We start from the raw sequence: 12,528 nt of genomic DNA on the forward strand, positions 1-12,528 counted from the left end.
GCGCCGGTACAGGCCCGGTTCAGACGTCGATCAGACGTGGATCAGGCTCAGGCGGCCGCTTTCTGCGTCACGCCGGCGTGTTCCAGCGCGGCCTGGATCGCGGCCAGCTCGGCGGCCGACGGTGCGTGGGTCGGCGGGCGCACCGTGCCATCGCGCAGGATGCCGGCCAGCGCCATGGCGGCCTTCATGCGGCCATGGGCTTCGCCCGTGGGCTCGCCGGCGCCGTACACCGCGTCCTTGAGCGGGTTGATCAGGGCCTGCACGCGCATGGCTTCATGCAGGTCGCCGGCCTTGACCGCCTTGAGCAGGTCGTTGATCAGGCCGGGAATCAGCGAGGCAAAGCCGACCAGCGCGCCATCGATGCCCTGCACCATCGACGACAGCAGGTATTCGTCGTGGCAGGTCATCAGCACCTTGGTGGGATCGGCCGCGCGGATCTCCTTGATGTCGCGCGCGTATTTGTTCATTTCGCGCTCGCCCATCTTGAAGGCCTTCACATAGGGCAGCTTCGCCAGTTCCGCGAGCAGCTCCGACGAGTAGGAGCCACGGGTCCAGGCCGGGTAGATATGCACCACCAGGGGCAGCCCGCTGGCCTTGCCGATGGCGTTGAAGTAGTCGAGGCAATGCTCCGGCTTGAAGCCAAAGCGCAGCCAGTGATGCGGCGGCATGATATCGAGCCCGGCGGCGCCCGCTTCCTTGGCCCAGCCAGCTTGTTCCACGGCGTCGTTGATGCCTTCGCAGACCACCGACGAGATCACCGGGCAGATGCCCTGGGTGGCGTCGGCGGTGATGCGGGTCACTTCGGCGCGCTCGCGCGGCGTCAGCGAGAAGACTTCACCGGTATGGCCATTGGTCATCAACGCGGTCACGCCGGCTTGGCCGCCCAGCCACCTAGCAAAGCGGCGCAGCTCCGGCTCGTTGATGCTGTAGTCCGCGTTGAAAGGAACCGCGATGGCGGGAATGATGCCGTGGAAATTGATATCAGGCACGTTCGTCTCCTGGTGTGGCTTGCGCTATTTGCGCGTTCGGGTGGGTATCAAGGTGGGCGGAATGAATCCGCCGGAGGGTTGCAGCGCACGGGCCAGCTCGGTAGCGGCATGCACTACCGCCGGGGCCGTGGTCGATTCGAAATCTTCAAGCGAGGTATTCATGGCCGGCGCCGCCACGCTCAGCCCGGCAACCGGCACGCCGTCCACATCCAGCACCGGCGCGGCCACCACATAGAGGCCGGACACCGTTTCCTGGTCCGACAACGCATAGCCCTTGGCCCGCACGGTCTTGAGCCGCTCTAGGATGGTGTCGAGCTCGGTGAGCGTGTGGTCGGTCAGCTTCTGCCGGGGCTGGGCGTCCAGCACGCGGGCCTGCATGTCCTGCGGCAGCCACGCCAGGATGGCGTAGCCGACGGCCGTGGAATAAGCCGGCACCCGGCTGCCGATGCGGATATCCACACCAAGCCGCGTCAGCCCGGCCTGGATCCGTTCCGCGTAAAGCACGTCCGGGCCATCCAGCACGCCGATGGAAGCGGCTTCATTGATCTCCCCCACCAGCGCGCGCAGGATCGGCCTTGCCCGCGTGCGCAGGTCGGCATGGGCGATGGCGTCAAAGCCAAGGTCCAGCACCTTGAGCGACAGCCGGAACAGCCGCGTGTCCGGCACGCGCTGCACGTAGCCGATATCCACCAGCGTGTTGAGGAAACGAAAGGCCGTGGCATTGTCCAGCCCGGAGCGGCGCGCGACTTCCGCCATGGTGAGCTCGGGCTCCTGCGCCGTGAACGCTTCAAGAATGCGGAAGCCCTTCGCCAGCGACTGCACCGTGTTCTTGGATGCGTCGGCCGCGCTGCTCGCCTTCGATGCGGTCGGGACGGAGTTCTCGGTAGCCATGTCAATCTCCACTGTCAGTTCTTAGTTCTCGATGCAAACCCGGAATCGAGTTCGGATTCCGAATTTTAATTCGATGAATGGACAGAGGAAAGCCCTCGCTCAAGTTCAAGTTCAAGTTGGGTGGATACGCATCGGCATTGCTGCCGGGCCGCATAAAATTCGGATTGCGAATTTTTATTCGAATTGTGGGGCTAAGAAAAAGTGCCAAGCAACGGCACCTCTTTGCTGATCCTGCCCCGCGTCCTGAGACGCCTCTCTTTTATTCGGATTGCGAACTTGTATTCGCGATATGAAATATTCTAGACCTCGTTTCCCGACCAGGGCAAGAGTGAACTTCCTAGGGTTTTCACTGAACGGGTCACGCCGCCTTGCGCGTCATTCAGCACAATTCCTCTTAAACAGACATTTACAAATAGCAACGGAATCGTTACACTGCCCCTCAATTGCGAATCACTCGCATTCTCGTTCCAGCCCAAGCATTGGTTTTTATTCCTGGCCCCTCCTTTCGTTCCTTGCACGCCAGGTATCTTCCGCGCCCCATGCGCGCATCGACTCCCCTCGCAACACTGAAATCATGACTGCTCCCCTGAAGACGCGCGCGCGTTTGCTCGCGTCCGCTGGTGCTCTTTACTGCACAGGCTTCCTCGCCACCACGCCGGCCTTCGCACAGTCTGCCGCCGACGCCGGCAACGCGAAGGAAGCCACCTTGCCCACCGCCGTGGTCACCGCCGATTCGCCGCTCCAGGCCAAGCGCCTGCCCTCGTACAAGTTCGTCGCACCGTTGCTGGATACACCGCGCTCGGTCACGGTGATTCCCGAGGAACTGCTCAAGCAGACCAATGCGACGACCTTCGCCGATGCGTTGAAGACCGTGCCGGGCATCACCTTCCTGGGCGGCGACGCCGCGGCGAACCCCTCCGCGGATCGTCCGGTGATCCGCGGCTTCGAGTCGCGCAACTCGATCTTTGTCGACGGCATGCGCGACTCCGGCGTGCAGAACCGCGAGACCTTCGCGGTGGAGCAGATCAGCGTCATCAAGGGCCCGGATTCGGTTTATGCGGGCCGTGGCGCGGTTGGCGGCAGCATCGACATCGTCACCAAGATGCCCAAGGCGGATGACTTCACCAATGCCAGCCTGGGGCTGGGCACCGAGGCCTACAAGCGCGCCACGCTCGACGTCAACCGCCGTATCAATGACGAGACCGCGGTGCGCCTGAACGTGATGGGGCACGACGCCAACCAGGCCGGGCGCAACGATGTCTACAGCAAGCGCTGGGGCGTGGCACCGTCGGTCGCGTTCGGGCTGAACACCCCGACCACGGTGTCGCTGAGCTACTACCACGTCAACACCTACGACATGCCGGACTTCAGCGTGCCGTTCCGCTCGACCGGCGGCACGCCCGGGGCGGGAACCAGCATCCAGCGCTCGCAGTTCTACGGCCTGAACAACCGCGACTATCGCCGCGGGCAGACGGACACCGGCGAGATCCGCATCGAGCACCGCGTGGACGACAACTGGAAGGTGCGCAACACCACCATGTTTGGCCGCTCCACGCTGGACTACATCGCCACCAACCCGCAGTTCCTGAACGCCAGCGCGAACCTCCTCCAGCTGCAAGCCAAGAGCGGGAAATACGCCACCAACAGCGTCTCCAACCAGACCGAGCTGTCCGGCAAGGCCACGCTGCTTGGCATGCAGCACACGCTCACGGCCGGTGTGGAATTCAGCTGGGAGCGCAGCCTGTATGAGGGCTACCTGGTGAGCGACAGCGCGGGCAACAATATCCGCACGGGCGGCCCCTGCACGATCGCCTACAACTGCACCGCGATCGGTGCCTGGAATGCCAATGCCCCGTGGACCGGCAGCACCGTGCTCAACGGCGACAAGAGCTTCCCCGGCGCGCCCACCAGCACCCGCACCAATGTCTCGTCCGCCTACCTGTTCGACAGCGTGAAGCTGAGCGATCGCTGGCTGTTCAACGCCGGCACGCGCTTCGACCGCTTCGACGTCACCGCCGTGCAGGCCGGCACGCCGGACCTGAAGAACACCGCCAACCTGTTCAGCTACCAGCTTGGCCTGGTATTCAAGCCGGTCGACACGGTCAGTTTGTATGCCTCATACGGGACCTCCGCCAATCCGCCGGGCGCCAACAGCGGCCTGGGTGGCGGCACCGACCAGATCACCAAGACCAACCAGGACCTGTCGCCCGAGCGCAGCCGCAACATCGAAGTGGGCGCCAAGTGGGACACGCTGGACCGCCGCCTGTCGCTGACCTCGGCGCTGTTCCAGACCGACAAGACCAATGCGCGCGTCAGCGACGGCCTGGGCGGCATCGTCAACGCGGGCAAGCAACGCGTGCGCGGCGCGGAACTGGGCATGGCCGGCAACCTCACCAGCAAGTGGCGCGTGTTCGGCGGCTACTCCTACCTGGATGCCATCACGACCGACGCCGGCTCCGCCAATGCCTCGGCATCCGGCCTGCCGATGGTGATGGTGCCCAAGCACAACGTCACGCTGTGGACCTACTACGACGTGCTGCCCAAGCTGTCGATCGGCGGCGGCGCCACGATCTCCAGCCTGACCTACGCCTCGGTCTCGGCAACGTCGCGTAAATGGACGCCGGGCTACGCGCGTTTCGATGCGGTGGCGACGTATCGCGTCTCCAAGACCGTGGATGTGCAACTGAACGTGCAGAACCTCTTCGACAAGAAGTACTACTCCGCCGCGTACCCGATCTACGCAACGTGGGCGCCGGGTCGTTCAGCGGTGATGACGCTGAACTTCCATATGTGAGTTTTGCCGGCTTTCTTTTGACTTTGATTCATCCGGCTTTCGTGTGGGTCGATGCATCGCTGGGCCAAATCCAGCGCTGCCGTAGCTCCCCTCTCCCGCATGGCGGGAGAGGGGTTGGGGGAGAGGGCGGGCCTGCGCAAGAGCGAGGCGCATCACGTTGAGCGAACGCCCACCCTCTCCCCCGGCCCCTCTCCCATTTCATGGGAGAGGGGAGCAAACCAGCGTGTTGCTTCCCGCCACTTACCCACGCGAAAGTCTGAAGAACCTCTGCTTTTAGCTTTTTACTTTTAGCTTTTCAGTTTTCAGCCTTGAGGGCGCTCCGCGGAGCGTCCTTTTTCATTTGCACGCCGTTGCAAGGTGCTTTATTTTCCACACGGCCTTAATGCTGCCTTAAGCTGCGGTGAAATAACCTTGCGCCACGGACTGCGTAGAGCGGCCGATCCTACGCCAGCCCCCCGAACAACCAACAGGGCAAGCCGCCCCCCAGCGCATAGCAAACCTGGAGCACGCCATGAACACGCTGTCCCCCCGGCCGATGCCAGCCTGGCTCAACAAAGTGCCCGAAGTCACCGTGGGCTTCTGGATCATCAAGATCCTGTCGACCACGGTCGGCGAAACCGGCGCCGATTTTCTCGCGGTCAACGCGGGGCTGGGCCAGGCCGTCACCGGCTGCGCCATGGGCGCCTTGCTGGCCATCGCACTGTTCGCGCAGGTCCGGGTGCATCGCTATGTTCCCTGGATGTACTGGCTGACCGTGGTGCTGGTCAGCGTCGTCGGCACGCAGATCACCGATGCGCTCACCGATGGCCTGGGCGTGAGCCTGTATCTGAGCACGGCCGTCTTCGCCGTCATGCTGGCGGGAATATTCGTGTTCTGGTACCGGCGCGAAGGCACGCTCTCCATCCGCACGATCTGCTCGCGCCGCCGCGAGCTCTTCTACTGGGCCGCGATTCTTTGCACCTTTGCCCTCGGCACCGCCGCGGGCGACCTGGCCACCGAAGCCCTGGGCCTGGGATTCCAGCTGGGCACCCTTGTGTTCGGCGCCCTCATTGCCCTCGCGGTGGCGGCGTTCTACTTCGGCGTCAACGCCGTTCTGACCTTCTGGATCGCCTATATCCTGACGCGCCCGCTGGGCGCCTCGCTGGGCGACCTGTTGTCCCAGGCGCAGACCTATGGCGGCCTTGGCTTTGGCGCGGCGCTGACCAGCGGCATCTTCCTGGCCGTCATCGTCGCACTGGTCGCGATGGCCCAGCGCAATGCAAGCCAGGCCGTGGGAGCAACGACGGCGCCATGAATGGCACCGATGGTCCTGCGCCGCTGGACTGCTTGCGCTCGCGGCATTCCTGCCCGGCCATTTCAAAGAGATTCTGGCGTCGTTGCGCGGCCTTGGCCGTACCGCTTGTACGTCTGCGGCCGCGCGCCTGGCCAGAACCGCCTGGCTTCATGTTGAAAGCCGCTTAAGCCGCGCGCTCAATCCTTGTTCGGATGCGTCATCTCGATGGGCACGATCCAGCGCGCGTATTCGTCCTCGGTGAGATAGCCCAGCGCCAGCGCGGCGGCCTTCAGGGTCAGCCCTTCCTTGTGCGCCTTCTTGGCAATGGCGGCGGCCTTGTCGTAGCCGATATGGCGGTTCAGCGCCGTCACCAGCATCAGGTTCTTGTCGAGGTTCTCCGCGATCTTCGGCAGGTTCGGCTCGATGCCGAGCGCGCAATGGTCGTTGAAGGCCAGGCAGGCGTCGGCGATCAGCTCGATGCTCTCCAGCACGTTGTGGACCATCACCGGCTTGTACACGTTGAGCTGGAAATTGCCCTGGCTGCCGGCGAACGCCACCGTGGCATCGTTGCCAAACACCTGCGCGCACACCATGGTCATGGCCTCGCACTGGGTCGGGTTGACCTTGCCGGGCATGATCGACGAGCCCGGCTCGTTCTCGGGGATGTTGAGCTCGCCAATGCCGCAGCGCGGGCCCGAGGCCAGCCAGCGCACATCGTTGGCCATCTTCATCAGGCCGCCGGACAGCGTGCGCAGCGCGGCGGAGGTTTGCACCAGCGCGTCGTGCGCGGAGAGCGCGAAGAACTTGTTGGGCGCATCGACAAACGGATGGCCGGTCAGCGCGGCGATATAGGCTGCCGCGCGCGCGCCAAACTGCGGATGCGCGTTCAGCCCGGTGCCCACCGCCGTGCCGCCGATGGCCAGTTCCAGCAAGCCCGGCTCAGCCGTCTTGACGCCATGCAGCCCGAAATCGATCTGCGCCACCCAGGCGCTGATTTCCTGGCCAAGGGTGATGGGCGTGGCGTCCTGCAGGTGGGTGCGGCCCGTCTTGACGATGTCCTGGTACGCCTGCGCCTTGGCGGCCAGGGTATCGCGCAAGGCGCCTACCGCCGGCAGCAGCTTGGTATGGATCTGCTCGACCACGGCGATGTGCATGGCGGTGGGGAACGTGTCGTTGGAGCTTTGGCCGCGGTTCACGTGATCGTTCGAATGCACCGGCTTCTTGCTGCCGAGCTCCCCGCCGGCAATCTCGATGGCCCGGTTGGAGATCACCTCGTTGGCGTTCATGTTCGATTGCGTGCCGGACCCGGTCTGGAACACCACCAGCGGGAAGTGCTCATCCAGCTTGCCGGAGATGACCTCGTCGGCCGCCTGCACGATCAGCCGGCCGATGTCGGGCGGCAATTCGCCAAGTTCCGCATTGGCCTCGGCGGCCGCGCGCTTGAGGATGCCCAGCGCGCGAATCACCGGCCGCTGCCAGCGGAAGCGGCTCACCCCGATCGGGAAATTAATGGTGGAACGCTGCGTCTGCGCGCCCCAGTAGCGATCTGCGGGCACATCGATGGCGCCCATCGAATCGGTTTCGGAACGGAATGCGGGCATGGAAGACACTCTCCAAACAAACTACGTCAAGGATCGCCCGGTACGGGGCAACCTGGACCTGGAGGCACCCATCACCGAGCCGGAATAAACGCCGGCGCCAGTGGCGGCCAGGGCGTGACATGCGCTGATCTTTTCAGTTGTGCGCTGTAGTGCGCTGTAGTTCGCAATACAGCGGGAGGACAATACGGTCTCTCCGTTTTCCTTTTGCGGGGGCAGCCCAGCCGCATGCGTTCCCGCAGCCGCTTCGAGCCAAGACGAACGATAGCCCAGGCGCCGGCCATGGGCAATGAATCCCGACGAAATGAAAGGGGTTCGCAGGCAATGCGGCACGCTGGCCAAGCGGGCAAAGTGGGCCAGCGGCCCCGGCCCGAGCGCAGCGCGCCCGCTAGCCGGCACTTTCCGGCTGGGCATCGGGCAAGCGCGCTTTGCCCGCATGCCGCAGCAACGCGCCCGCGATCCCCATGACGATGGCCGCCATGGTGGCACCCGGCCCGAAGATCGCGCTCACACCCTGGGCGCGCAGCCGCCGGGCGTGGCTGGCGGGAATCACGCCGCCCGCGAAGACCAACGCGCCTGGCCGGCCTGCGCGCAGGCCAGCGCGCAGGCCATCAATCAGGCAAGGCAGCAACGCCAGGTGCGCACCGGCCAGGGACGATGCACCCACCGCGTCGACCTGCCCGTGCAGGGCCATCGCTACGGCGTCCTGCGGCGACTGGAACAGCGGCCCCAGCGTGACCGCGAACCCGGCGTCGGAGAGCGCCGCGGCCACGGCCTTGGCGCCGCGGTCATGCCCGTCCTGCCCCAGCTTGGCGATGAGGATGCGCGGCGGCCTGCCCAGGCGCGCGGCCAGCGCTTGGACCTGCGCGCGGGCCGCCTCCCAGGTCGGGCTGTCGTGCAAGGCCTCGCCGTAGGCTTGGCGGGCGTAGCGAGGCGCCATCGCATGGCGCGGCCACACCAGCTCCAGCGCCTGCGTGCACTCGCCGAGGGTCGCGCGGCAGCGGATGGCGTTCATGGTCAGGGACAGCAGGTTTTGCTCGCCGCTGCGCGCGGCGTGCGCCAGTGCGCGCAGCGCCTGTGCCACGGCCACGCCATCGCGGCTTGCCTTCAGGCAGGCCAGCCGCTCGCCCTGCAGCGCCCGGACCTGTCGCCCATCGATCTCCAGGCAGACCGGCGCCTCGTCGGCTCCCTCCTGGTACCGGTTGACGCCGACGATCACGCGCCGGCCTTCGTCGATCTCCGCCTGTGTGGCCACGGCAGCGCGATGAATCCGCTCATGGACCCAGCCCGAGCCGATCGCCGCCAGCACGCCGCCGGCAGCGGCAATCTCCGCCATCACCGCGCGCACCTTGTCCGCCATTTGCGCCGTGAGCGATTCCATCATGTAGGAGCCCGCCCATGGGTCGGCCACATCGCACAGGCCCATCTCGTGCTGCAGGATCAACTGGGTGTCCCGCGCGAGGCGGGCCGATGCGGCGCTGGGCAATGCCAGCGCTTCGTCATAGGCATTGGTGTGCAGCGACTGCGTGCCGCCGAACACCGCAGCCATGGCTTCGACCGTGGTCCGCACGATGTTGTTGTCCGGCTGCGTGGCCGCCAGCGACCACCCCGAGGTCTGGCAGTGCGTGCGCAGCATGGTTGCCCGATCCGTGGTGGCACCCAGCTCGCGGACGATCTCGCACCACAACAAGCGCGCGGCGCGCAGCTTGGCGATCTCGGTGAAGAAATCCTTGCCCACGCCAAAGAAAAAGCTCAGGCGAGCGCAAAAATCATCCACATCCAGCCCGCGCCCGGCCATCTGCCTGACGTATTCCTGCCCGTTGGCCAGCGTCAGCGCCAGTTCCAGCACCGGGTCCGCCCCGGCTTCCTGGAAGTGGTAGCCGGAGATCGACATGCCGTTGAACCGCGGCACATGCCGCGACAGGTAGGCCACCACATCCGCGCAGATCCGCATCGACGGCCCGGGCGCGAAGATCCACGTGTTGCGGACCATGTACTCCTTGAGGATGTCGTTCTGGATCGTGCCGCTGAGCTGATCGAGCGGCACGCCGGCCTCCTCGGCGCTCACCAGGAACGCGGCCAGCACCGGCAATACGGCACCGCTCATGGTCATGGAGATGGAGACGCGGTCCAGCGCGATGCCATCGAACAGGCGCTTCATGTCCTCGACGGAATCAATCGCCACGCCGGCCATGCCAACATCCGCCTGCGCCAGCGGATGATCGGAGTCATAGCCACGATGGGTCGGCAGATCGAACGCGACCGACAAACCCTGCGCGCCCTGCGCCAGCGCCTGCCGGAATGCCAGGTTGGAGGCGGTGGCGTCGGCATAGCCAGCGTACTGCCGGATGGTCCACGGCTTGCCCGCGTACATGGAGCGATGCGGCCCGCGCACGAATGGCGCCTCGCCGGGCAGGCTGCCGAGATGCTGCAGCCCGTCCAGGTCGGCGGCCGTGTAGACGGGCTTGCGCGCCAGTCCGCCACCCTTATCTGCGCTCATCGCACTCTCCAACGCTTGCGTGTCACCACATCGGCGATCTTCTCGCCGTCGCTGCCGCGCCGCACCTCGCACCAATGGGCCAGCCCGTCCTGGCCGAACTCCACCGCGGAGAACGACAGCTCCAGCGCTTCGCCAAGGTTGACGTTGCCGTGGAAAAACAGGTCGCGCCCGGCAATCACCGGCGGCTCGTCAAAACGCTGCCATTGCCATTCGGCACGATCGACGATGGCCTGGAAGTTGGCGAAGTAGAGCAGGTCCGCGCCGTTGAAGTCAGCATAGGGGCAAGGCAGGTACTCGGCCATGTGGCTGCCGAGGTGCCGTGCCCGCTCCAGGCCAAGATGGGAGGACCAGTCGCCCGCCCGGAAGCGCTTGGCCAGCGCGCCCATCTCCGCCGCCGCCGCGGGTGGCGGCCCGTCCGCCGGCAGGTTGAAAGCAGCCCTGACCACCGAACGATTGTCGCGCTCGCGCTCACGGCGGATAAAGGTGGACACCATCGATACCTCGGCCCGCCAGGCGCCTGGCCCGTCACCATCGCCTTCGCCATCGCGCCTCAGTGCATGCGTGCTGAAGTGGCGCGCGCCGGCCACCCGCATCAACTGCGTGTTCACCGAGAAGCCATCGTTTTCGCCAAGCGCTTCCAGCGATGCCTCCCGCAGCCGGATCGCGGTAAACGCGGCATAGGCCTTGTTGCCCTGCGCGTCCCGGAACGCCGGCAATGCCTGCCCGGACAACGCCGCCAGTCCTTGCCAGTGCAGGTCGCCGCAAGCCTTGAGCAGCCAGTTCTCCGACAGGCCGGTATAGGACAGGTTCGGCATGCCGGCCACATAGCTTGTGCTCGCGCGGAACATGTCAGGCTGCCAGGGCTCGCGCGCCGAGCTTCTCGCTGACGATGGCCGCCAGATATTCGGCATCGCGCGCAATGCCGGAGAAACGCCCGGAGCCCCAGGTGTGCAGCCACGGCAGCCCAAGGAAGTACAGGCCGTCCTGCGCCGTCACGCCGCGCACGTGGCCGGGATAGCCGCGCCCGTTGAAGACCGGCGCCTCCAGCCAGCTGAAATCCGGGCGAAAGCCGATGCACCAGACAATGGCGCCGATGCCCGCCTGCGCCAGGTCCAGCGCCCAACGCTCCTCGCCCGGCGACCATACCGGCGCATACGTGCTGGCGGGCGGCGCGGCGATGCCGTGCTTGTCGATGAACTTGTCGATGCTGGCGTTGATGCGGTTGTAGGTATCGTCCGCATCGTCAAGGTTGGCCTTCAGGTTCGGCGTGAAGCGCAGCTTGCCGTCATGGAAATCCTCCAGCGCGCCGAACAGCTCCATGCCTTCGGTGGCGAACTTGCGCAGGTCGATGTCGCGCCCGCCGTCGCGGCCGGTCACATAGTGATTGGTGTTGTCGCGCACGCCCTCGCGCAGCGGATGCTCCTGCACCGGCATGTCGTAGTACTGCATGTCGGCCAGCCAGTCCACCACGTCGCGGCCACGGTAGAAGCGCGCGCAGCGCGGCGCCTGTCCCACGGCCAGGAACACCTTGCGGCCTGCCAGGTGCAGGTCCTCGGCGATCTGCGCGCCGGACTGGCCGGAGCCCACCACCAGCACGCCGCCCTCCGGCAAGGCTTGCGGGCTGCGGTACTCGGAGGACTGGATCTGCCGGATGCCGGCCGGCAGGCGCTCGGCCATGCGCGGCACGATCGGCGTGTGATAGCCGCCGGAAGCCACCACCACCTGCCCGGCGGTGAAGTCGCCCTGCGAGGTACAGACCAGATAGCCGCCCTGCTCCAGCGGCTTCACGCGCAACACCTCGGTGTGCTCCAGCACCGGCGCGTTCACCATGCCGATAAAGCCATCGAGGTAGGCGGTGATCTCGTCCTTCTTCATGAAACCGTGCGGGTCGTTGCCCTGGTAGGGATAGCCGGGCAAGGCGCACTGCCAGTTTGGCGTGACCAGGCAGAAGGCATCCCAGCGCTGGCTGCGCCAGGTGTGGGTGACGGTGTGCTTCTCGATGACGAGATGATCGATGCCGGCCTGCTTGAGGTAGTAGCTCATGGACAGGCCAGCCTGGCCGCCACCGACGATGATGACGCTGTAGTGTTTGAGCGAGCCAGTGGCCTGGGTTTCGTTAAGAGGGGTAGACATGTTGGGTCCTTCCTTGAATGCTGATAAATACGCTAAAGCCTGCGGAAACCGGGCTACCGCCCAAAGCCGATCACGCGCACCGTGGCGCCAGGCTGGGCGCAAAAACGCGCGGCGGTGGTCTCGATCTGTTCAAGCTGGTCCATGGCAGAGGAGCAGGCATAGCCATACTTGGCCCTGACGCGCTCCGAGGCGCTGCCCAGCGCCTGCCTGGCGATCGCCAGGAACTCGGCCAGCGCGTAGTCCTGTCCCGGGACAAAGAACTCGGTGACCACCGAAGACGGCGAGTAACAGGTGACCTCGCTCTGGTCGGGCCAACGTATGCGGAAATGCGTGACTGGCATAAAGGCTCC

At 65.6% G+C, this 12,528-nt stretch carries 9 protein-coding genes; 2 read left to right on the forward strand and 7 right to left on the reverse strand.

What is annotated here, in order from left to right:
- Positions 1-47: 47 nt before the first annotated feature.
- Positions 48-989, reverse strand: coding sequence for a dihydrodipicolinate synthase family protein (locus AC1Q7Q_RS14245; RefSeq protein ID WP_492372890.1), 942 nt, complete (start codon positions 987-989; stop codon positions 48-50).
- A 24-nt stretch (positions 990-1,013) separates the two neighbouring features.
- Entirely contained in the window at positions 1,014-1,880 is an 867-nt protein-coding gene (locus tag AC1Q7Q_RS14250; RefSeq protein WP_492372891.1) for an IclR family transcriptional regulator, read from the reverse strand.
- Positions 1,881-2,454: 574 nt separating this feature from the next.
- Here AC1Q7Q_RS14250 and AC1Q7Q_RS14255 point away from each other — a divergent pair.
- Both AC1Q7Q_RS14255 and AC1Q7Q_RS14260 read left to right on the forward strand, forming a co-directional pair.
- On the forward strand, positions 2,455-4,674 hold the full coding sequence (locus tag AC1Q7Q_RS14255) for a TonB-dependent receptor (RefSeq protein WP_492372892.1): 2,220 nt from the start codon (positions 2,455-2,457) through the stop codon (positions 4,672-4,674).
- Positions 4,675-5,185: 511 nt separating this feature from the next.
- On the forward strand, positions 5,186-5,968 hold the full coding sequence (locus AC1Q7Q_RS14260) for a COG4705 family protein (RefSeq protein WP_492372893.1): 783 nt from the start codon (positions 5,186-5,188) through the stop codon (positions 5,966-5,968).
- A gap of 176 nt (positions 5,969-6,144) precedes the next feature.
- Here the strand turns inward: AC1Q7Q_RS14260 and fumC are convergent, their stop codons facing one another.
- The 5 genes from fumC to AC1Q7Q_RS14285 all read right to left on the reverse strand — a co-directional run bounded on the left by fumC (position 6,145) and on the right by AC1Q7Q_RS14285 (position 12,519).
- Positions 6,145-7,548: a class II fumarate hydratase gene (gene fumC, locus AC1Q7Q_RS14265; RefSeq protein ID WP_492372894.1), complete on the reverse strand. Its 1,404-nt coding sequence runs from the start codon at positions 7,546-7,548 to the stop codon at positions 6,145-6,147.
- 385 nt (positions 7,549-7,933) lie between these two features.
- Positions 7,934-10,045 (reverse strand): methylmalonyl-CoA mutase, encoded by a 2,112-nt coding sequence (gene scpA / locus AC1Q7Q_RS14270; protein ID WP_492372895.1) that lies wholly within the window; start codon positions 10,043-10,045, stop codon positions 7,934-7,936.
- Complete coding sequence (locus AC1Q7Q_RS14275; RefSeq protein WP_492372896.1) at positions 10,042-10,893, reverse strand: Pnap_2097 family protein; 852 nt, start codon at positions 10,891-10,893, stop codon at positions 10,042-10,044. The genes scpA and AC1Q7Q_RS14275 overlap by 4 nt, the downstream gene beginning before the upstream one ends.
- A 1-nt stretch (position 10,894) precedes the next feature.
- Positions 10,895-12,178, reverse strand: coding sequence for an MSMEG_0569 family flavin-dependent oxidoreductase (locus tag AC1Q7Q_RS14280; RefSeq protein ID WP_492372897.1), 1,284 nt, complete (start codon positions 12,176-12,178; stop codon positions 10,895-10,897).
- Between the two features lie 53 nt (positions 12,179-12,231).
- Positions 12,232-12,519: an MSMEG_0570 family nitrogen starvation response protein gene (locus AC1Q7Q_RS14285; RefSeq protein WP_492372898.1), complete on the reverse strand. Its 288-nt coding sequence runs from the start codon at positions 12,517-12,519 to the stop codon at positions 12,232-12,234.
- Between the last annotated feature and the right edge of the window lie 9 nt (positions 12,520-12,528).

It is taken from the genome of Cupriavidus sp. GW823-FHT07A04 (assembly GCF_058794615.1).

Excerpts from the sequence above, each read along its gene's own strand:
- fumC (WP_492372894.1), bottom strand. The coding sequence starts at position 7,548 with ATGCCCGCATTCCGTTCCGAAACCGATTCGATGGGCGCCATCGATGTG.
- AC1Q7Q_RS14260 (WP_492372893.1), top strand. The coding sequence starts at position 5,186 with ATGAACACGCTGTCCCCCCGGCCGATGCCAGCCTGGCTCAACAAAGTG.
- AC1Q7Q_RS14255 (WP_492372892.1), top strand. The coding sequence starts at position 2,455 with ATGACTGCTCCCCTGAAGACGCGCGCGCGTTTGCTCGCGTCCGCTGGT.
- AC1Q7Q_RS14250 (WP_492372891.1), bottom strand. The coding sequence starts at position 1,880 with ATGGCTACCGAGAACTCCGTCCCGACCGCATCGAAGGCGAGCAGCGCG.
- AC1Q7Q_RS14280 (WP_492372897.1), bottom strand. The coding sequence starts at position 12,178 with ATGTCTACCCCTCTTAACGAAACCCAGGCCACTGGCTCGCTCAAACAC.
- AC1Q7Q_RS14275 (WP_492372896.1), bottom strand. The coding sequence starts at position 10,893 with ATGTTCCGCGCGAGCACAAGCTATGTGGCCGGCATGCCGAACCTGTCC.
- AC1Q7Q_RS14285 (WP_492372898.1), bottom strand. The coding sequence starts at position 12,519 with ATGCCAGTCACGCATTTCCGCATACGTTGGCCCGACCAGAGCGAGGTC.
- scpA (WP_492372895.1), bottom strand. The coding sequence starts at position 10,045 with ATGAGCGCAGATAAGGGTGGCGGACTGGCGCGCAAGCCCGTCTACACG.